Genomic DNA, 21733 nt, shown 5'->3' with positions numbered 1-21733 from the left:
TGTTCCTGAAGAACTCTAATGGGTTTGGCACCCAATAATGCTGATTTAACCATTTTAAATAAACATTTTCGATGTCAAAAGAATGCTGGTCATTCATTACTATTCCAATATAACATAGGGAACCGCGGAACCTTTAATAATTATGTATTCTGTGTTTAAGTTTATAAGAAAAAATGTATCCGATAAAATAGGAAATAAACTATATCATAAGTTGGGATATTTTTAATGAAAACCACCTGGAACGTTGATTTTTCTTCGTACTAGGTGGTTTTAATTTTTGAAGCTTGTCTTTTTTAGTTATCCCTACTCAAATGATTTTTTTATTCTATAGTCGTTTTATCCTGGACATTTTTAACATACATTAAAAAAAACATAAAGACATAGGGGGAATTAGTTGCTTCTATTCATTATTCTTTTCTCCATTTGCTGTCTTGCTTATGGACTAATAAAAAAACGTTTTATCGCGCTCACCTTTCCTATAATAGGACTTATGATTTTAATGGTCGTTAAGGTGATTTTAGTACCACTTCCTTTAAAGGAAACACTTCTTTTTATTTTTGATTTACGATAAAAATTTGAAGAAAGAAGGTCTAGATGAAAAAAATCGACAAAAAAGTTGCTGATGCCTATTTCCGTGAGAAAAATACGTACATGGCTGTTTACTTTGTTATTTGGTTTTTAGTTTCGTATGTTATGGTAGCGCTTGCAGATTCATTAACCGAAGTTCAGTTTTTAGGGTTCCCGTTCCACTATTTTATGGGGGCAATTGGAGCTTTGTTTACCTTCATTATTTTGCTGTTTGTAAATGCGATTGTTGGAGACAAAATCGATAAAAAGTATGGAATCAGTGAAACGAGAAATGAAGAAATTAGCGCAAATAATATGATAAATCATTAATGAGGGGAGGTAATTTATGGATACTCAATTTATAGTTTCAACGTTAATTATACTGGCTACATTTGCTTTGTATATATGGATTGCGGTTTATAATACGGCGAAACAAACATCTGATTTCTATGTTGCTGGTCGTGGCGTACCACCTATTTTTAATGGGATGGCGATTGGTGCAGACTGGATGAGTGCAGCATCCTTTATCGGGATGGCTGGTACGATTATGCTGCTTGGCTATGATGGATTGGCTTATATTATGGGCTGGACTGGCGGTTATTTATTTTTATCAATATTACTTGCGCCACAGCTACGGAAATTTGGTCGCTATACTGTGCCTGAATTTATCGGGGACCGTTTTAATAGTAAGGCAGCACTTATAATAGCTGCTATATGTACAATTATTATCAGCTTCACATACTCAATCGGACAGCTATCCGGTTCTGGTGTAGTAATCGGACGTCTCTTTGAAATTGATGCGAAAATAGGAACAATGATCGGCGTTGTGCTCATTGCATTTTATGCTGCATTTGGTGGTATGAAAGGTATTACTTGGACTCAAGTAGCACAATACATCATTTTAATTATCGCCTATTTAGTACCTGTTATTTTTATGTCCTTCCATTTGACTAGTAATCCTTTACCATGGATTTCCTATGGTGAAATTTTAACGAGAATGGGTGAACTCGATCGGGAGCTCGGTATTTCGGAGTATTTTGCACCTTTTACAAATGGAACTAAGTGGCAGTTTTTAGCTCTTATGTTTACGTTAATGTGTGGTACGGCTGGACTTCCGCATGTAATCGTACGTTTTTATACAGTTGGTACTATGAAGGCGGCTCGCTGGTCAGGTGCATGGGCATTAGTGTTTATCGGGCTTTTATATTTTAGTGCACCAGCTTATGCAGCTTTTGCTCGCTTTATATTAATGACGGAAGTTGCCGGTAATAAAATTGCGGAGCTACCTGCTTGGACTCAATCATGGATAGATACAGGGAAATTGGGGATAGCCGATGCAAATGGTGACGGCATTCTTCAATGGCCTGAACTGCAAATTGCCAATGATATTGTTGTAATGGCTACACCTGAAATTGCAAATCTTGGTGTATTTGTTATTGGACTTGTGGCTGCAGGCGCAATGGCAGCCGCCTTATCTACAGCTGGTGGTTTAATGATTTCTATATCCTCTTCATTTGCACACGATATTTATTACCGTATCATCAATCCACAAGCATCTGAACAAAAACGCCTGTTAATAGGACGTATTTCAATTGTTGTTGCAACACTATTGGCTGGTATTATTGCATTAAACCCTCCTGGTGCCATTACTCAAATTGTTGCATGGGCATTTGCGCTTGCAACAGGTACGTTCTTCCCAGCACTCGTTTTAGGTGTATGGTGGAAGCGTGCTAATGCAAAAGGAACAATAGCGGGAATGCTAGTCGGTTTAGCGGTAACACTTATTTATATCTTCAGTGCGAAGTATGGTGGCTATACAATATTAGGCATCATTGATACGGGTGCAGGTATTTTCGGAGCCATTGCTGCCTTCGCTACTAATATCATTGTTTCGCTTTCAACACGGGCACCATCACAAGAACTTCAAGATGCCGTTATAAATCTGCGTTACCCAGAACAAATGGTTTATAAAGACGGCGAAGTTTATTTAAATGACGGATCAGCGAAAGAATAAAAATTGAGGGAAATAAAAAAACGTTATTTTGCACCGAATGCAAAATAACGTTTTTCTATTTGTTAGCTTTGTTGTTCTTTCACTTTTACTGGTTTGAAAACAGACAGTAAGAAAATAACTAAACCTGCAATGCCAATTCCTAAAATTGTATTGAAGGAAGCACCCGTGTAAAATCCGCTGCCGAAGTAGAAAATTTCTCGTAAACCTTCAGAAGCAAAGCGAATTGGTACCCAAGGACGAATGAAGTTTACAAAGAAACTTGGAAGCATTTCCTGTGGTGTCATAAGAACACCCATACCTAAAAGCATGACGACCATGAATAATGTAATCGCCGGTTTGCCGATCCATGCAGTAATTGCAGATACTAATAAATAGAAACAGAATGCCGCAAATGATACAAAGAAGGCAACCAGAAAATAGCCTGGCATATTAATTCCTGCGATTTGTGCAAGTGTTGCAACAGTAAAGCCCGAGAATAGGGCAATAATTACGCCGAATAAAATTTGCCCCCCTATGAGACGTAATGTTTGTTTACGAGTTAACAGTTCTTTTTTCAAGATGCCTGATGTTGCTAAAAATACAATGAATCCACCGATTAGCGCACCTACCCATGCAGGTACTGCCAATAAAGTTGGGGCACTCCCGTTAGCAGTTGATGCTGTAATAGGATTGTATATTTTTTCTTCAGCAACAATTGGATTTACTAAGATCGCAGCTTGTGTAGCATCAATTTTATCATTACCAAGCTGTGATAAAAAGTTTGCCGAATATTGGTCATTCACTCCAGAGACAAGCCCGTTTAAAGCAGTTTTCGCATAGTTTGCGCCTGACATATTAAAGCCTTGGTTAATAGATATTTGCAGTTTGGCAGCTTCGTTATTCGATAATGCATTTTGCAATGTGTCATTGTAGCCTTCAGGGATGACAAGTGCTGCGTAATACTTTTTATCTGCAAAAAGTGACTCAATATTTTCTTCCTTTTCATTTGTAAATGCCATAACCGGTTCTGCACCATCTACACCTTGACTCATTTGTTTCACAGCTTCAAGAATCGTATCAACGTGTTGACCCTCATCATTGACAATAAGAGCAACCGGCAGATTTTTTACTTGCGGATTCCCTTGTGCGAATAGGTTTACTGAAAGAAAATAGAGCAATAATTAATATAACAGCAATAGGAGCAGCCCATGCTAATTTTTCTTTAAATAATCTCATTTGAATTTCATCCTTTCTCAAATTTCAACATGTTGTTTATTATTACTCATTTATTTTATAATTTAAGGGGAAATCAAAGCAATCAACAAAATAAACAGATTGTTCAATTTTGAGGAAAGAGGGTGTTTTTTTGAGCGTTTATACGGAAAAAAATCGACGAACAAAAGAACTTATTCAGAAATCATTTATGGAGATGCTGGAGAAGAAAACTTTTGATTCGATTACAGTGGGGGATATAGCGAAAACGGCCAAGATTAATCGTGGGACGTTTTATTTACACTTTATCGATAAATTTGATTTGCTGGATCAGATTGAAATACAACTATTTGAAGAGCTAGGAGATCATATTGATGAATTGCAATCGAGCTATTCATCTACACATACGTTTGAAAAAGGACAGGAACAATTAGCTTCCTCATTATTTAATTCGATAAAAATGCAGGCACCACTTTTGAAGATCTTTTTAAGCGAACATGGAAGAGCGGGTTTCCACCTTCGATTTAGAGCAGCGTTTTCAGAAAAAGTACGAGTAAACCTGGAGGGGAATGAAAGCTTCATCGCAAACTTAAATGTGCCGATGGAATACTTTTTAGCATTTATTACATCTGCTTTCCTAGGTTTAATTGAACAATGGGTTCAAAATGATTTAGACAAGACCCCTGAAGAGATGACTGCTTTATATATTAGTATTATTTCCTTTATTCAAAGGAAGAGTACTTAAGGTACAGTTGATATATAGCTAATAAACAAAATAAAAAAGAAGGTGCGATACCTTCTTTTTTAAATACTGCTTGTACGTTGCTTTTTAATGAATCGGACTGCAACGATAATGGCTGCAATTGCAATAAGCACATAAAAAAGTTGTCTATATTGCTGTGAGACAGAGACAATTCCATAAGAAATAGAGGCTAATACTAGTCCATAAATCATGTTGCCAATTGTAGTAGCTGAAATAAAATACGATATTTTCATTTTGCTTAAACCGGATACGATGTTAATTAAATTTGTAGGAAGGAATGGCAAAATACGCCCTGACAGAACAAATAGGAATCCATTTTTATTAATTTGCTGCTCATATTTTTGTAGTTTTTCAGAAGTGAATAAATTGGCGAAAAAAAAGCGAATGGAAAGGAAGATTGATGTACTTCCAATAACACTGCTGAATGTACTAAATAAATAACCGCGCCAAAATCCAAACAATGCAATATTAATCGTGATGACTAAAATTAACGGGATAAATGTAAATAAGTTCTGTAGGAACATTAATAATAGCATTATTAAAATAACGACAGTTAGATTGTTATGGGCAAGCTCTAAAATAAGCTGGGGTGACAGATCGGAAACAGAAATACCGCTTTTGTAAAGCGTAAAGAATAAACCTGTTAGAATTGCTGCAAATAGAGTCCCTCTTATAAACAACGATTGTTTTTTCATTTCGTAACCTCTCTTAATATAATTCCATTCGATAGTTTAAATGTATTTGACGAAAATTGCTATTAACAAGATTTGAAAAATATGAAAAAGGATTACACATCGGTCGATATATGTTGTAATCACCTTTTATAATCTAACAAAAGTAGATAATTTGATATGATATTCTAGTATAAATATGGAAATTATAACTTTCCTCAATACAATAAGAGAGGAGGAGACGCCTTGAGTAAAAAAGATGAAGCATTAACACAAATTGAACAAGTACTGCACGAATTGAAAAAAAGTGAGCAAGAAAGTGCTGCCACTGCGGTTATAGGACAACGCAGTGGAAACTCCAATATTTCCGGAGCAATATTTAAGGTTATATTTAAATTTTGGGGATTTAAAATTTTATTAATTGCATTGCTCCTTATCCTTTTCACATTCGGGGGTACTTGGTTATTTTTCGGTACTACTTTTAAAAAAGAAAGTACAGTATTTGTGGAACAGGTTCAGGAATTAGCAATGCTCGCAACCGCTGAAGCTCATATGAAAGTAATCATTGAGCAAGAGGATAATAAACTGTTTGGGAACGATATTTCGGTTAATTTACCAGGTACAAAAAGAGAGTTATTATTGATAGTTCCTGCGACAGTCATTGCAGGCGTTAATCTGAAAGAAGTTACATCAGATGATATTAAAGTGAATGAAGATACCAAAGAGATAGAGATTGCCCTGCCTCATGCAACATTTATACAGGAACCTGCGATTCAGATGGAAGATGTCAAAACTTTTTCGGATGAGGGGCTGTTTCGTGGGGAAGTGAAATGGGATGAGGGATTTGACCTGGCAACGGAAGCGCAGAAGAAAATCAAAGATGAGGCTATGGAAGTAGGTTTGTTGGAGTCAGCAGAAAAAAGTGCCGAGAAAGTTCTCGCAGGTTTTTTCCGGAATCTTGGCTATACGGTGAAGATAATATTTAAATAAATTTTAGTTTAATATGTTGTAATAGAAGGATAAAATTTTCTGCTTCAAACAGTCTAATTACTATGATTAGGCTGTTTTTTTATGTAATGAAATACAGAATAGTCCGAAAAAGTTGCGAAGCATTTCTAGAATTATAAAAATTACTATTCATTTATCACGAATGTTATTATATAATCACTTTGTTAATGTTCGTAAAAATAAAATATTTAATCCATAAATTACTTATTATTATTAATAATTTAATTAATATACGAACTTTAATGTAAAATATTGTTTTAAAGTTCGTGTTTTGGATTAAATGAATAATGAGGAGTTTTGAAGTGGGAAAGTTTGATAACAAATGGATGCGTGCGGTCATTCCAGCTTTATTGATTCATTGTAGTATTGGTACGGTTTATTGCTGGTCGTTGTTTAAGGGGGATATTGCCTCTTATATCGGCAAACCTGTCAGTGAAGTGGAATGGGCGTTCAGTATAGCGATTTTTGTTCTTGGTATGTCTGCGGCATTTGGCGGAAAGTTTGTCGAAAAGGATATTCATAAGTCTTCTTTGTTAGCAGCAATGTTTTTTGTTGCAGGGATGGCAGCAACAGGTTTCTTTATTTATCAAAAATCATTGATCGGTATTTATATTTCTTACGGAGTTGTGATGGGGATTGGACTTGGAATTGGCTATTTAACACCTGTAAAAACACTGATGCTCTGGTTTAAAGAACAAAAGGGATTGGCAACTGGTCTTGCTGTTGCCGGCTTTGGTTTGGCAAAAGTGATTGCAAGTCCATTAATGGAAAAGCTGCTCGGTAATCGAAATAGTGAAGGGGTGTTAGTAGACCCTACGAATATTTATACAATGTTTTATATTTTAGCCGCAATCTATTTAGTCATGATGGTTATCGGACACTTAATTTTAAAGAAACCGGCTGGATATGAAGAAGAAAATATTGAAATGCGTAGCTTTAGTTATAGAAGAGTATTGACGAATAAAACGTTTATCGGTATTTGGCTAATGTTCTATATCAATATTACATGTGGTTTAGCGTTAATCTCACAGGAAAAAGGTATTTTAGCTTTCATTGGTTTTGGAGCGATTGGGTTAGTTAGTTCGCTTACTGCCATTTTCAATGCTGGTGGAAGAATTGCATTTTCTGCATGGGGAGATCGTTTAAAAGATCGTAACTCTATTTATAAAATAATTTTTATTTCTTCTATTAGCATTATTTTATGTACGGTTGTATTTGATGGAATAAATAACTCTATGGCCTTTCTGATCATTGCTTTACTTTGTATTGTGAATGCAGGTTACGGTGGAGGGTTCTCATCTTTACCGCCGCTATTATCAGACCGATTTGGTATCGACAGTATTTCAACTGTACATGGTTTAGCTTTATCTGCATGGGCATTTGCAGGGTTGACGGGCAATCAGCTAAGCGCAATTATTCTTGAAAAGACACAGTCATACGACATGGTATTATACGTAATTGCCGCTTTGTTCACGGTTGCGACTTTAATTAGTATATTCGTTGTGAAACCTGAAAAAGTGAATTTGGAGGATGAAGAGTTTAGTAAGAAAAAAGAAATAGTAATCGGATAAAATTTCGAAAGGGTGCTTTAATTTAAAGGCATCCTTTTTTCTTAAGGATAAAAAAAGCTAAGTTTAAGCTCCATCGAGGGATGAAGTCTTAAACTTAGCAATACTAGCTAAAATATTAATTAAATTTCATATTCTGTAACGTCATTGTTATTTTTAGGTCCTTTACCATTACCATTACCATTGCCGTTACCATTGCCGTTACCATTGCCGTTACCGTTACCATTACCGTTACCGTTGCCGTTACCATTACCGTTACCATTACCATTGCCATTGCCATTACCATTACCAGGCTTTACAACGTTGACATCAAATGTAAGGGTATGCTCACCATATGTTACTGTAACAGAGGTAGTACCTGGGCCTTTACCTTTTACAGTACCTGCATTTACAGTAGCAATCTTATCGTTTTCAACTTGGTAAATTGCAAGGTTTGTAACATCTTTTTCTGTTGTTTCACCGTTTAATGTTGTTACTTCAGTAATTTTAACAGAAACTTCTTTACCGACTCTTGTCTCAACTTGAGCTTGGTCGATTTCCAGAGTTACAACTGGTTCTTCCACTACAGGTGCTTTAACAGTAACCGTTACTGTTGCTTCATTTTCGCCATGTGAAACAGTAATTGTCGTTGTGCCTTCTGCTACTGCAGTTACTAAACCATTTACAACTGTTGCGATATTTTCATCTGCCACACTATACGTAGCTTTTGAAGTTACGTCTTCTTCTGTAGCATCACCTTCAGCAGGTGTTGTTGTTTCTGTTACCGCAAGCTGTGCCGTTTCTCCAGCTGTCAGGTCTAGCTCAGTCGGATTTACAGAAAGCGTTACAACAGGTTCTACTACTTCATTTTCAAAGATAATCGCTTCGCCAACATTACCAGCAGCATCTGTAATTACTACTGTTACAGCATTTGTTTCTGCTGTTACCGGGAATGTGAAGCTGCCGTCCTGATTTAAGTTGAATGCAACTGGTGCTTGTACTTCGCCGTTTACAGTCGCAACATATGAAGCTTTTAGTTTGTCATTTAAATCATAGTCTAAACCGTATAAATACAGTTCTTCATTGTAGTCGATATACTTATCTGTTACTTGTCCTGAAACAACACCTTCAGCTTCTGAACCTGTAATTTCTGGTTTTGTCGTTTTTACAACAATCGGTCCTACATAATCTGAAATTATTCCTGTAGCTGCAAGACCAGTAAAGTCAATTGTATATAGACCATCCGGAATCGTAGTTGCAGGTGCACTACCCCAAGGTTTATACTGTCCGCCAACATTCAGCGTATAAGATCCTTTACCTAATGAAGTACCTGAATGCAGATAACCGATGTAGCCGTCCCCATATTCTCCGCCTTCAGGATTCATAATATCCCAAAGCTCGATATAGTTCGTTGTAACATCACCCGTTAATGTGAATGAAAGTACAGCGGAATCTTTAATACCGTCACCGTTAAATGACAGATCAGTTTCTGTGATTTTAAAATCTTTAATTTCAGTTGTTGCTGCCGCGCTGCTGAAATCGGCTGCGAATGGCAATGAAGCTTCCGTAGATCCACCGTTAATGTTGATGAAACCTAAAATCTCAGAGCCGTTTGGTGCAACAGCTTGTGAAGCCGTTAATGTAATGTTTAAAAGCTGCTCACCAGCTAAAGTAAATGATGGCTGATCCACTGTAATAGCTGCATCGCCAAATGTTTTAGTCACATCTACGGATACGTTGTAGTTACCGCCGTTTCCTTTAATGTCTTTTACTAGTACTTGTTTCGTTACAGAAATATTTCCGTCCTTTAATGATTGAGGACCAAAAGTAACTGTCCCTTTTTTGTTTTCTACAATTGCACCAGTGCCGTCTAAAACTGCCGTATCAAGTGCATATGCAAGAATTTCCGGATGAGCCGCCGCATAAGCATTTACGCGTCCAGCACCTTGAGAGAATACATCATATTTAGCAGTATCCAATATTTTTGCTGTATTCGAAAGTGCCACTTTGACATCGAATGCATTCCAATCCGGATTTGCCTGTTTTACTAATGCTGCGATACCAGCAATATGTGGTGTTGCCATAGATGTTCCCGTTTTACGATCATATGCTTCAGTATAAACCGCATCAGGGAAGTCCGATTTATACATAGGAATCGTTGACATAATGTTTGTTCCAGGCGCTGTTACGTCTGGTTTAATATCGAAATTCGGTGTAGAAGGACCACGTGAACTTGAAGAGTTTACATCATCTCCAGTTGTCGTAGTTGAAGCAAACTTGCCGAAGCTTACTTTTCCTGTACCCCCTGCTAATGCCACGCGAATTGCCTCGCCGTCTGTTACTGACATATCAAATGTTGGCAGGAACTCAAAAGAATCACCAAGGAATGTGCCTGAAATGTTAGGTGCATTCGTTCCGCCTGCAAAGTTATGAATAATTGTAGCTACCGCCCCGTTTGCTTTAGCATTTGCAATTTTATCGACAAATGCGATATTACCACGGGAAATTAACGCTACTTTACCTTCAACATCAATTCCTTCAAAATCTTTTACTTCGCCGTTTCCAGGAATCGCAACTAAATCAAATTCACCTTGAAGCTGTGTTGATAAGTTTTTACCAAAAGTTGTTCCCATTAAAGGAAGCTGTTTAGTTAAGTTGTAGTCGCCTGCTGTAACGTTAACTTCACCGTTATACATTGTTTCGGGGTTTGTTGTATTACCGACTGCAATCCCTAAACGAGCAGTTGCAGGTGTGCCCATTGTTCCACGGTTTGGACCAGAGTTACCTGTTGCAACAACACCGATTGTTCCAGCCATCATTGCGTTATTGATAGCAAATGATCCTGCATCTGTTTCTGTATTAGCACCACCGCCAAGTGAAAGGTTAATTACATCCATTTCTTCTTGAACTGCTGTTTCAATTGCTTTAACAATACCTGATGTTGCACCGCTGCCGTATGCTCCAAGAACGCGGTAAGCATAAAGGTCTACTTTTGGTGCAATCCCTTTAATGCCGAATTCGTTAGCACCAATTGCCGCAATTGTTCCGGCAACATGCGTACCGTGAGATGTATAGAATGAGCTTCCATTAGCATTGAATTCAGGTGTTCCTGCTGGACGCTCTGAAGGTAATGTTTCCGATGCATCGTCATCTGCACGTGGTTTAGAGTATGTTGAAGAGTTAGGAATAAAGTTTTTTCCGCCTTTATAAATGCCGGCAAATTCAGGGTGATCTGCATCGATACCTGTATCAAGCACTGCCACTTTTACTCCTTGTCCTTCAATGCCTTCATTCCAAAGTCTTTCGATACCAAGGAAAGAAATACTTGTATTCATCTGTGCTTCCACAGGCACATCTTTAATAAGTTCTGATGGGTTTTTTGATTTTATTGGTTTTGTTGTAACCTCTTCTGATGCGTATACTGTTGCATCCGGTTCAATTAAAGTGATTCCCTCTACTGAAAGCAGTTTTGGAATATCATTTGCTTTAATTGTTGCAGCAAATCCGTTTAGTACCGTATCAAATGTGTATCCTTGTGTCATTTGCACTTGTTTGGCAGTTAACTCTTTTTTAACTTTTGCCTGTTGTGCTTTTACATTTGAACGAACTTCATTTGCACGGGCATTCGAGAATTTTTTGCCTTTAACTTGGCTGATTCCTTGTTCTAATGCCACCGGTTTTTCGGATAAATGAACGATGACTGCAACCTCTTGATTGCCTGAAATATTTTGCAGGCTTTCATGAAGGACTGGGCCATCTTTAGACAAGCTAAGTTGTTCAGCGATTGCCGCCTTTAGCTGAATGATGCTTTCACTTTGTCCATCCTGTTTGAATGGTTTTGATTCTTCAGCGCTTGCATTCGAGAATGGTACCAATAAAGAGAGCACCATGACGAAAGCTAAAATACTACTGAAAAATCTCGTAAAATTAAACTTCTTCAATTCACATTTCCCCTTTGTATTAAATTTTCGCACTATTCTGTTTAATGCGGTATTACCAATTTATCACAATGGAAATTATCCGAATATCGAAACTTTTATTTTTTCCAAAAGATTGATAAATAGTATTAGTTTGGTAGAGATAGGTTAAAACTATCTTCCTACAAATTTTGTGAAATAGTAGAACTATCTTATGAGAGGAGGAGAATTGAAGGACCCCTAATTCACTAATAGGGGAAAGGAGATTGTATATTTCTTTAATAAAAGGAGTTAAGAATGGTTAAACTTTTTAATGAAAAGTTTAAAGCTGAAAAGGCTTTTATACTTTTCAATAAATTCAATGGGGGATGGCTATGTCAAATATGGATTTTAAACGCAACAATGCAAAAGCAAGAGGCAAGCAAAGTGCGAATAAGCTAGAAGTAAATCAAAGTCGTAAAATCTCACAGCAAGAAGAGTATTTATCAGAACTTGATTTTATTTTTAATGCAGCTCCAGCAAAAGAAAACAACGTTCCTTCTAAACGTAGTAAAACAGGCATGAACGAGCCTGAAAGTGAACGAACTGCCTGGAACTAATTTATATTTGATATCTATTCATTACATTGAGGTAAGAACTAAGGCTTTGACCTTGGTTCTTTTTATTTGAAAGGTTTTTATTAATGTTTAATAGCTACTGAATCAATCATGATTTTTCTTTTTTATTTCCTCTTCTGTTTCTTCAATCTCTTTCATGTATTCCTGATATTCAGTCTCCACCTCGGTTGTAGAGGGGAGGAAATGTTCTTTTGATGCATCAATCCGCTGGCCATAGCGAATCATTTTATAAATTATCATGCCGTTATTTGGTTTTCCGCTAAATGTGGTCATCGGGACGGCATCAAATAAAACATAATAAAATGCATAAAAGACAAACCGATCCCAAAATGTTTTATATTCTTCAATGATTCCGTTAGCAATCAGAGAATTAATTGTAAGACCGAATACTAGATTGATTAAAATTGGCGCGGAATAAATACTAATAAAGGCAAATTTATTTTCATGCTTTAATTTGTCATACGAAAACCAGCTATAAAAATGATAGTATCTGCGGATATCGAACATACCAAACTTAAAAATTCTGCGCCCGGAACCAATCGTTACCCTTGGTTGAATTACGCCAAACAGCCGGCTGACAATTGCATATCCCAGCTCCCTAAGAAATACGACAGCAGGCAAAATAATAAATGCAGAAATGACTAATGAAAAGAGATCGGATATGCCAAACATATTGCTATCCCCTCCCAACGAATACTTGTAAGTTGATACCCCTCATTTATAAAACAAAACATAAGCAACCGTTCTGTTACCAACACTTACAATGTTTAGATTCCAGCCCTTATTACAGGAAAACAATATATAAAAATAGTACATAGAGGCTCGAAAAACCATAGTTTCAATCTGACAGTCCCGCCTGTAATCCCCTTTTTCGGGCAAAGAAATCGGCCTATAAAAACACTTGATCTGAATAATTTCTTGCTCCCTATTATGAAAATTAACAATTAATTAACATTAAATACTTTTGAAAAAAGAAAAAACCGGGTAAGGATATGTTGTATTTAAAAACGAAAGGTGTGGAAGTGGAATGTCTGAAAAATTATTTACTGCGATTGCAACTGCTTCGGGGGGACGTGAAGGGAAAGTACAGTCGGATGATGGGGTAATTCAATTTGAAACAGCAATGCCAGGTACACCGAGAGCAGAAAAAATTGAGAATTCAACAAATCCGGAACAGCTATTTGCTGCAGGATACGCTGCTTGTTTTGACAGTGCCCTTCAATTAACAGCAAGTAAAGCCCGTGTTAAATTCACGTCTGAAGTAACAGCTAATGTCAGCTTATTAAAAGATGAAAAAGACCAAGGATTTAAGCTTGGTGTTGTGCTTCAAGTGAAAGGGACAGATATTGAGCGTGAACAGTTGGAAGAACTTGTGCATAAAGCGCACGAAGTATGCCCGTATTCAAAAGCAACAAGAGGCAATATTGAAGTTTCACTTGAAGTGATTTAAGTGATCTGGACTAAATACACTCATTATAGGTATTTATAACTGATATTGATTAATCTAAATAATAATAAAGTAATATTTTTGGTGGTTTTTAGAATATTTTGTTTAATTGTCAGTCAATCAGGGAACTTATCAATCGAGCTAAAAATTATTATTTCTTATAAAACCGTAAAATTCAACGTCCTTAATCTCTCTTCTATTATTTGCTAGGTAGTGTGAGGATGTTTGAATTTATCGAGAATAAAGGACAGCTTAAGAAGTTATAAATACTACCTAGCTAATGAAGAGTAATTTATGAAAAGTTACCATCATTTCATTAAAATCAGCAAGACAGCAGTAAAGTTTTACAGCTATGATTCGCTGCTTAAGAACGAAAGGATGAGATTTCATTTGAGAAAGATATTATTTATTTCTGATCATGGCGACCCTTTAATTCCGCTTGGAAGTAAACAAGCAGGTGGACAAAACAACTATGTAAAACATCTGGCCCTACAGCTTGATGGACTTGGCTACAGTGTGGATATTGTTACACATTGGAGCGATGAACAAAAACCGGCTGTTGAACAGTTGGGTGAGCACAGTAAAGTATACCGTTTTGCAGGTGGTCATAAAGGCTTTGTTGATAAGCGAAAGATGTTTACTTTACTTCCTCGTTTATACGAAGAAATGACAGAAACCCTGGATATTAGCAGTTATGACGTTATTCATACTCATTACTGGCTATCAGGAGTACTTGCATATAATCTGCAGAAGGAATATTCATTCTTCTGGTGTCACACAAACCACTCCCTTGCAATTGCAAAAGAGCAAGGTACAGGCTTTATGGAAAATAAGCGTAAGCACTTTGAAAAGCTGATCATGGAGCAAGCTGATGTAGTAATTGCTACTACGCCAAATGAGAAGCAACAGATCGAAGTTTTTACAAAGAAAAAAAGTACAGTTTCAGTTGTACCCGTAGGAGTTTCACCAGTGTATCTGGCTTCTACTGAAGAAGAGGAACAGTTTGCATTTCCGTACTATTTTTATGCCGGCCGTTTAGAAACATCAAAAGGGATTTTTGATCTTTTAAAAGGTTTCAGACATATGCTGGAAACGGAGGAAGTTCCTAAAAACGTGAAGTTACTAATTGCAGGTGGCTGTGGGGAAACGGTAGATGTAAAAAACTATCGCCCAAAAAGCGAACCGCTAAAAGAAGCGATTAAAGGAATGGAAGATCGTGTATTATTCCTTGGCCCCAAAAATGAAAAACAGTTAAAAAATCTTTATGCCGGTGCATTAGCCACTATTATGCCTTCACATTATGAATCGTTTGGTATGGTAGCAGCAGAAGCGCAGGCTTGTGGTTGTCCTGTAATTGCGACCCATGTAGGTGGACTGAAAAATGTCGTTAAATCCGGGGTGACAGGTCTTCACATACCTAAAGCAGATGTGCAAAAAATAAGCGACAGCATGGCGTATTTCTTAAAGAACTCACCTAAACTATTAAAAATGCGTCGTGATGCAAAACAATATGCACTAAAAGAATTTAACTGGTCTCTTATTTCCCGCAAAGTAAAGGAGCTGTATGAACGAAAAAATGCTTACATTTCCTTACCTTAAACCTCGTGTTTTAGCAACAGATTTAGATAATACGATTGTTAGTGATAAGATTCCGCATACTGAACTGTGGGACACGCTGGCTCTTGAAAATACATCTCTTATATATATTACAGGAAGATATAAACAGTCCGCGATTGATTTAATCGAACGTGAACAACTGCCCAAACCGGACATTTTAATATGTGATGTTGGAGCTTCGATTTACCTTGGTCCCACATATGAGCTTGATCAGGAATGGGCAGGCAACATTAAGCAGGAAGACTTTGAACAGGTTAAAACGATAGCTAAATCCATAGACATTGCCAGACAGCCAATAGACACACCTTGGCGACTGGCCTATTTTGCAAGTAAAATGCAAGTTCAAATACTTAACCAAGCAATCAAGCAAAATGATTTAGCAGTTGACCTTATTTTCAGCAGTGAAAGGGATGTAGATATCCTGCCTGCAAATATTAATAAAGGTGCTGCTCTTAAATATGTACTTAATAAATGTCAATATAATGGAGAGGTTGTTGTAGCCGGGGATTCAGAAAATGATCTCAGTCTTTTCCAGCTCGGTTATCCAGCGATTGCTGTTGGAAATGCATGTGATGCTATATTAGCATTATCGGAAAATGAACATATCCATTATGCAAAGGGACATGCCTCTGCCGGTGTAAAAGAAATATGGGAAAAACTTTACACACCATTATCACAAAAGATTCAATAGGTTTTTACTAGACAATTATTTTCCCGATTTTACTTTCCTCTTTTGCATATTAATCATATTCTTAAAAAATTGTTTTTTAACAATAGGCAAGTAAATAGGTTATTCCGAATTCCCTTCATAAGTTAGTAGAGATACAACAACATGAAGGAAGGAGGATAAAATTGACTAATAGAAACTGGTTTAATTCATTTAATGATGAAAGAGGTCAATCGTTTTTCAATAATGCTCAGCAATTGCCAACGCAAACATCACCAACACAATACGCATCACCGCAAATATCACCAACGAGACAATATGTTCAAAGAAATGTATCAAACACGGTGGTGCCACATGTGCATCCGTCCCACTTAACTACAGTCAACCAACATTATATTAACAACCAACACTATTTCCCTCATACACAATCTGTTGTGAATGAGTGTTTCGAAACTAATACGATGTGTGGAACACCGTTTAGACCGAATACTGGCGGATGTGGTTGTTCAAAACGAAGAGGCTGGTAAGTCATTCTTCAATCGTTGTGACTTATGTTAATAAAAAGATAATAGCACCATCCACTTAATGGATAGTGCTATTATTCATGGACAAGCCTTAAAATTTCCATCTATATCTGTATATTTTTATGACTTTATCAATACATTGAAATAAAATAACTCGTATAAGGAGAAATTACTATTCCAAAAATCGCCTCAGTTAGTACTCATACACCGCCTTTCACATTAGCTCAGACAAATATTGAGCAATTGACGAAAGAGCTTTTCCAACATAAAATTCCGAAGTTAGAACGATTATTGAAAGTTTTTGAGAATGGTGAAATAAAAACACGGAATTTATGTGTTTCACCTGAATGGTACCGTGAAGAACATACATTTGAAGAACGCAATGAGCTTTATATAAAACTGGCTACCGAATACAGTGTCGAAGTTATAAAAAAATGTTTATCAAACCGTTCCTTTTTACAACAGGACCTATCTACAGAAGATATTGATGCCATTATTTTCATCAGTAGTACAGGCATATCAACGCCAAGTATTGATGCCCGTGTTATGAATGTACTCCCTTTTTCCAATGAAGTGGTCAGAATTCCGATATGGGGGCTTGGCTGTGCAGGGGGAGCGGCAGGTATTAGCAGGGCGTATGACTATTGTAAAGCACATCCGGACGCCAAGGTGCTTGTCGTCTGTGTTGAACTATGCAGTCTTACATTCCAGAAAGATGATTATTCTAAAAGTAACCTCGTTGGTACTTCCTTATTTGCTGATGGAGCGGCTTGTGCCCTTGTATGCGGCGATGATGTCGAGCTAGAGCAGAATGGACCAATTCCATATATTAAAGGACGTGGCTCAAAGTGGATGCCGGACTCTGAAGATGTAATGGGTTGGGATGTAAAAAATAGCGGTTTGCATGTTGTATTTTCAAAGAGCATTCCGGTCATTATTTCTAAGTGGCTTGGGCCGTTTATTCATGAATTTTTAAATAAGCACGATGTTTCACCAGAACAAATTGTAAATTTTGTAGCACATCCCGGGGGGAAAAAAGTGTTACAAGCTTACGAGGAAACGTTGAATTTAACAACGGAACACACAGATGTTTCACGTGAAATATTACAGAAAAATGGAAATATGTCTTCTCCGACAGTTCTGTATGTTTTGGAGCAATTTATGTTAAATGAAAAAAGAGCAGATACTCTAGGACTATTAGTTGCACTAGGGCCTGGCTTTAGTGGAGAAGTCGTATTGTTGGAATGGAGGGAGTAAGCTGGTTTTTTATATTGTACTAGCTTTTGTAATTATTCAAAGATTAGTTGAGCTGGTTGTTGCAAAGAGAAATGAAAAATTAATGCTTGCTAAAGGAGCATACGAAGTAGGTGCTTCTCATTATCCATTCATGATTTTATTGCATACGAGCTTTTTCGTAAGCCTTCTTATTGAAGTAGTATTTTTCAGCGGACAATTTACACCCCATTATATTTGGCTCGTTTTATTTTTATTGCTGCAGATGTTAAGAGTATGGTGTCTAGTTTCACTAGGGTCTTTCTGGAATACGAAAATTATTATTTTACCGGGAGCGAATGTAGTTGCAAAGGGGCCATATTCTTTTATCCGTCATCCGAACTATTTGGTCGTATGTTTAGAAATTGCTATATTGCCACTAATGTTTCAGGCGTATTTTACAGCTATTTGTTTCACCATATTAAATTTTATTATCCTGTCTGTTCGCATTCCGATGGAGGAAAAAGCTCTGAAAGAAGGCACAGATTATACAACTTACTTAGAACGTAATAATGTAAAGCAATCGTAAATTGAAGCACGAATCCAATTAAACTGTTCCTCAACTGTTAGACACCTTTAATAATTGAGAAACAGTTTTTTTATGTTTGGCAATCGGTCAAACAACCATTAATAGTATGTATATTTTTTTAACTGGGGGGTATATACATACAGAATGACTTTACGAAGTTTAATTCTAATACTTTATCTACCAGGAGGGGTCTTTTTGAAAGCAGTAACGTATCAAGGTGCCAAAAAAGTAGAAGTAAAAGAAGTTCCGGATGCAAAAATTGAAAAGCCAGATGATATTATTGTACGCATTACCTCAACTGCCATTTGCGGATCGGATCTGCATATTTATCGTGGAGCTGTTCCGGCGCGAGAGGATTTTGTAATTGGACATGAGCCTATGGGGATTGTGGAAGAAGTAGGACCTGACGTAACAAAGGTTAAAAAAGGGGACCGTGTTGTTATTCCTTTTAACGTTGCTTGCGGCGAGTGTTTCTACTGTCAAAATCAGTTGGAAAGTCAATGTGATAATGCCAATGAAAATCCGGCACTTGATTCCGGCGCATATTTTGGATATACAGAGCGCTACGGTAACTTCCCGGGTGGGCAGGCAGAATATTTGCGTGTACCATACGGAAACTTCATACCATTTAAAGTACCTGACAACTGTGAACTGGAAGATGAGGCATTGCTATTTATATCTGATGTATTGCCTACAGCCTATTGGAGTGTGGAACATTCAGGTGTTAAAAAGGGCGATACGGTTATTGTATTAGGTTCTGGGCCAATCGGGTTAATGGTTCAGAAGTTTGCATGGATGAAAGGTGCGAAGCGTGTAATGGTAGTGGATCCTTTAAACTATCGTTTAGAGCATGCAAAACGTACAAATAATGTTGAAATCTTCAACTTCGATGATTTTGACGATGTAGGAAGTCATCTGCATGAGCTTACACATGGAGGAGCCGATGTAGTTATTGACTGTGTTGGTATGGATGGGAAAATGTCTCTTGTAGAAAAGGCACAGCAAAAGCTGAAACTTCAAGGGGGAACACTTAGTGCCATTGATGTTGGAATTAAGGCTGTCCGAAAATTCGGTACAATCCAGCTTACAGGTGTGTATGGTTCAAAATATAATATGTTCCCATTAGGCAATATTTTCGAACGTAATGTAACCGTGAAAACAGGACAAGCACCGGCAATTCATTACAGTCCGATGCTTTATGAAATGGTTGCTGAAGGGAAGATTGATCCAACAGAAATCATTACTCATAAAGTACCATTATCTGAGGCAAGTGAAGCATATAAGAAATTCCATGACCATGAAGATCAAAGCATTAAATTTATTTTAAAACCTTAATTCTCTTTTCAGTGAATTTAAATAATAACATTCTCTATAACATCTAAAACATTGCAACGGTAATGTTTTAGATGTTTTTTATTGAAAATGATGTTTCCTGGAGATGCCTGCGTTTATACTTCCGTAGTATGATGGAAGTATGTTGGAAAAGGAGATGAATTTAAGTGAAGAAGTTTTATCAGATGGTTTTATTTACAATGCTAATCGCCATTTTAGCAGCATGCGGTAAGGAAACGGCGGACAATAAAGAGCAGGAAAGTACTGTGAATTATGCTGAGGAAGTCGCAGAAAATCCAATTGTTACGATTACAATGGAAAATGATGAAAAGATTGTTATTGAGCTTGAACCAAAAACAGCTCCAAATACAGTGGCCAATTTTATCACACTTGTGGAAGATGGATTTTATGATGGTCTGATTTTCCACCGTGTCATTCCCGGTTTTATGATACAAGGCGGGGATCCGGATGGGACAGGTATGGGTGGTCCTGATTATGCAATTAAAGGGGAATTTACATCAAACGGATTTGAAAATACATTAACACATGAGCGTGGTGTAATTTCAATGGCCCGTTCCCAAGATCCGGATTCGGCAGGCTCACAATTCTTTATCATGACGGAGCAGGCAACACATTTGGATGGTGACTATGCAGCATTCGGCAAGGTAATTGAAGGAATGGAAACGGTCGATGAGATTGTTTCTGCTGAACGCGGAGCTAATGATAGACCGATGGAAGATCAAAAGATGAAAACAGTTGAAGTAGACACGAAAGGCTTTGATTATCCGGAGCCTGTCGTTCAAAAATAATATGTAAGGGAGTAGCCGTAATGAATTATTCGGTTACTCCCTTTTTCCATCCTGCACCTTCCAGCAAACTATGTGATGGCATGGACAGCAATTGTTTTACGTCATAAGGGCCTTTCTTTTGTAAAAAAGCTTCAACTAACCGATAACCAGTACAATATCCGATCCAAGGGGGTAAATTTAATGCCGTGTCCCCGAATAAAAAAGCTTGATGTGCATGTAAACCCGGTACATGTAAAGCTTTGGTGAAATGAGTATCCCAATAACTTAATACTTCCTCCATAGAATACTGCTTCGTCCAGGAACTTAATGCATATTCTCCATACAAGCTTTCCACCGCATGCTCGGCAAGTCCTTCCATAAGCAATGAATCAAGCAATGTAGGGGGTTCTATTAAAAATCTGCGCCTGCAAATATGATGATATTCATGGGTAAGCAGGGCATGAAGTTCTTTTATTGTGACGCGGGGTGAAACATACAGACAAATACCATAAGGATAGGCAACACCATTTTTCACAAACCCGTTTTTTATCGGCAAAATCGCAACTGGTATATCAGGTCCATCCCATAAACGTATCAACTCTTCTAATAATCTTTTTGATATTTGCCAAACATCCAGTGTTAAGTGGAGCTCATCATGTTGAAGCAACCCTTGCTGTAAAAGTTCAAATTGAACGGCCTCTGGTGGAAATCGAGGGAAAATGGATTGGATGATCGGATAGGCTGCCAGTTCACGGTGTTCTGTTTTTTTAAATAATAATTTTGTATCAAGAATAGGCATGACATTCTCCTTTTTCTTAGTGTATGAACTAGACGATGCGCATGTATGTGCAAAAAGCTTGAACATATAGTAGAAAAACTTACAGAAAGGAGGAGAACTTATGAGTCACCAAGAGGCGTATGATTTGTGCTGCAAACATCATGGGAAACGTGTGAGAATAAATGATAATAAAGGAAATGTCCATGTTGGAAGAATTACAAAAGTAGACAATCGTATGGTTTGGATTATGCCTGATAGAGCGGGCTATGGGATTGGATTCTGGGGATTTGGTGGAGGATATGGAGCACCAGGATTTGGTTATGGCATTGCATTAGGAGCAATTACAGGCATTGCTTTAGCATCAATCTTTTTCTGGTAAAAATAAGAAGGGGTTGGGACAGAATTAGTTCCAGTTCACGCAAAAATAGAAATTGCACAATGCAATTTCTCTTTTTTGCGTTTTATAAAGAAAATATTGGAAGAG

20 protein-coding genes are annotated in these 21733 nt (G+C 37.2%); 15 read left to right on the top strand and 5 right to left on the bottom strand.

All coding sequences use genetic code 11. The features are described from left to right. The first annotated feature begins 594 nt into the window (after window positions 1–594). Complete coding sequence (locus MKY71_RS18225; protein ID WP_339174525.1) at window positions 595–897, top strand: DUF4212 domain-containing protein; 303 nt, start codon at window positions 595–597, stop codon at window positions 895–897. 16 nt (window positions 898–913) lie between these two features. Further along, window positions 914–2581: a sodium:solute symporter family protein gene (locus tag MKY71_RS18220; protein ID WP_340733552.1), complete on the top strand. Its 1668-nt coding sequence runs from the start codon at window positions 914–916 to the stop codon at window positions 2579–2581. 62 nt (window positions 2582–2643) lie between these two features. On the opposite strand, the gene MKY71_RS18215 is transcribed toward MKY71_RS18220, so the two are convergent. Next, window positions 2644–3738, bottom strand: a complete 1095-nt coding sequence (locus MKY71_RS18215; RefSeq protein ID WP_340733551.1) for a YhgE/Pip domain-containing protein — start codon at window positions 3736–3738, stop codon at window positions 2644–2646. A 188-nt stretch (window positions 3739–3926) separates the two neighbouring features. Between MKY71_RS18215 and MKY71_RS18210 the strand changes: the two genes are divergently transcribed. Further along, a complete protein-coding gene (locus tag MKY71_RS18210; protein ID WP_339174520.1) occupies window positions 3927–4517 on the top strand; it encodes a TetR/AcrR family transcriptional regulator in 591 nt (196 codons plus the stop codon). A 59-nt stretch (window positions 4518–4576) separates the two neighbouring features. Here the strand turns inward: MKY71_RS18210 and MKY71_RS18205 are convergent, their stop codons facing one another. After that, complete coding sequence (locus tag MKY71_RS18205; RefSeq protein ID WP_339174519.1) at window positions 4577–5230, bottom strand: TVP38/TMEM64 family protein; 654 nt, start codon at window positions 5228–5230, stop codon at window positions 4577–4579. A gap of 222 nt (window positions 5231–5452) precedes the next feature. On the opposite strand from MKY71_RS18205, the gene MKY71_RS18200 reads away from it, so the two are divergent. Then, the gene (locus tag MKY71_RS18200; RefSeq protein ID WP_339174517.1) at window positions 5453–6196 is read left to right on the top strand and encodes a DUF4230 domain-containing protein; all 744 of its coding nucleotides are present in this window, start codon (window positions 5453–5455) and stop codon (window positions 6194–6196) included. A 320-nt stretch (window positions 6197–6516) separates the two neighbouring features. Continuing rightward, window positions 6517–7785, top strand: coding sequence for an OFA family MFS transporter (locus MKY71_RS18195; RefSeq protein WP_340733549.1), 1269 nt, complete (start codon window positions 6517–6519; stop codon window positions 7783–7785). Between the two features lie 119 nt (window positions 7786–7904). Here MKY71_RS18195 and MKY71_RS18190 read toward each other — a convergent pair whose 3' ends face one another. Continuing rightward, window positions 7905–11702: a S8 family serine peptidase gene (locus MKY71_RS18190; RefSeq protein ID WP_340733546.1), complete on the bottom strand. Its 3798-nt coding sequence runs from the start codon at window positions 11700–11702 to the stop codon at window positions 7905–7907. A 350-nt stretch (window positions 11703–12052) separates the two neighbouring features. Between MKY71_RS18190 and MKY71_RS18185 the strand changes: the two genes are divergently transcribed. Further along, window positions 12053–12277 carry a hypothetical protein gene (locus tag MKY71_RS18185; RefSeq protein ID WP_339196647.1) on the top strand — a complete coding sequence of 75 codons (225 nt, stop codon included), beginning with the start codon at window positions 12053–12055 and terminating at the stop codon, window positions 12275–12277. Between the two features lie 102 nt (window positions 12278–12379). Here MKY71_RS18185 and MKY71_RS18180 read toward each other — a convergent pair whose 3' ends face one another. Continuing rightward, the gene (locus tag MKY71_RS18180; RefSeq protein ID WP_340733544.1) at window positions 12380–12967 is read right to left on the bottom strand and encodes a hypothetical protein; all 588 of its coding nucleotides are present in this window, start codon (window positions 12965–12967) and stop codon (window positions 12380–12382) included. 355 nt (window positions 12968–13322) lie between these two features. Between MKY71_RS18180 and MKY71_RS18175 the strand changes: the two genes are divergently transcribed. The 8 genes from MKY71_RS18175 to MKY71_RS18140 all read left to right on the top strand — a co-directional run bounded on the left by MKY71_RS18175 (window position 13323) and on the right by MKY71_RS18140 (window position 20492). Continuing rightward, the gene (locus tag MKY71_RS18175; protein WP_339174509.1) at window positions 13323–13745 is read left to right on the top strand and encodes an organic hydroperoxide resistance protein; all 423 of its coding nucleotides are present in this window, start codon (window positions 13323–13325) and stop codon (window positions 13743–13745) included. A gap of 387 nt (window positions 13746–14132) precedes the next feature. Beyond that, window positions 14133–15341, top strand: coding sequence for a glycosyltransferase (locus MKY71_RS18170; protein WP_340733539.1), 1209 nt, complete (start codon window positions 14133–14135; stop codon window positions 15339–15341). Next, window positions 15307–16050: an HAD-IIB family hydrolase gene (locus tag MKY71_RS18165; protein WP_339196641.1), complete on the top strand. Its 744-nt coding sequence runs from the start codon at window positions 15307–15309 to the stop codon at window positions 16048–16050. The genes MKY71_RS18170 and MKY71_RS18165 overlap by 35 nt, the downstream gene beginning before the upstream one ends. A 161-nt stretch (window positions 16051–16211) precedes the next feature. Next, window positions 16212–16553 carry a CotD family spore coat protein gene (locus tag MKY71_RS18160; RefSeq protein ID WP_445683740.1) on the top strand — a complete coding sequence of 114 codons (342 nt, stop codon included), beginning with the start codon at window positions 16212–16214 and terminating at the stop codon, window positions 16551–16553. A gap of 171 nt (window positions 16554–16724) precedes the next feature. Beyond that, a complete protein-coding gene (locus MKY71_RS18155) occupies window positions 16725–17807 on the top strand; it encodes a type III polyketide synthase (RefSeq protein ID WP_340733655.1) in 1083 nt (360 codons plus the stop codon). A 1-nt stretch (window position 17808) separates the two neighbouring features. Beyond that, complete coding sequence (locus MKY71_RS18150) at window positions 17809–18351, top strand: isoprenylcysteine carboxyl methyltransferase family protein (protein ID WP_340733653.1); 543 nt, start codon at window positions 17809–17811, stop codon at window positions 18349–18351. Between the two features lie 195 nt (window positions 18352–18546). Beyond that, on the top strand, window positions 18547–19686 hold the full coding sequence (locus MKY71_RS18145; protein ID WP_339174503.1) for a zinc-dependent alcohol dehydrogenase: 1140 nt from the start codon (window positions 18547–18549) through the stop codon (window positions 19684–19686). A 164-nt stretch (window positions 19687–19850) separates the two neighbouring features. Beyond that, window positions 19851–20492: a peptidylprolyl isomerase gene (locus MKY71_RS18140; RefSeq protein ID WP_339196636.1), complete on the top strand. Its 642-nt coding sequence runs from the start codon at window positions 19851–19853 to the stop codon at window positions 20490–20492. A 25-nt stretch (window positions 20493–20517) separates the two neighbouring features. Here MKY71_RS18140 and MKY71_RS18135 read toward each other — a convergent pair whose 3' ends face one another. Next, on the bottom strand, window positions 20518–21270 hold the full coding sequence (locus tag MKY71_RS18135) for a DUF2268 domain-containing protein (protein WP_340733538.1): 753 nt from the start codon (window positions 21268–21270) through the stop codon (window positions 20518–20520). 100 nt (window positions 21271–21370) lie between these two features. On the opposite strand from MKY71_RS18135, the gene MKY71_RS18130 reads away from it, so the two are divergent. Then, complete coding sequence (locus tag MKY71_RS18130; protein ID WP_339174498.1) at window positions 21371–21628, top strand: hypothetical protein; 258 nt, start codon at window positions 21371–21373, stop codon at window positions 21626–21628. Window positions 21629–21733: the final 105 nt, after the last annotated feature.

The sequence above is a fragment of the Solibacillus sp. FSL W7-1324 genome, assembly GCF_038008025.1.
In the GTDB taxonomy this organism is placed as follows: domain Bacteria; phylum Bacillota; class Bacilli; order Bacillales_A; family Planococcaceae; genus Solibacillus.
Note: the sequence above shows the minus strand (reverse complement) of the source record. Positions and strands in the feature narration are given on the sequence as shown.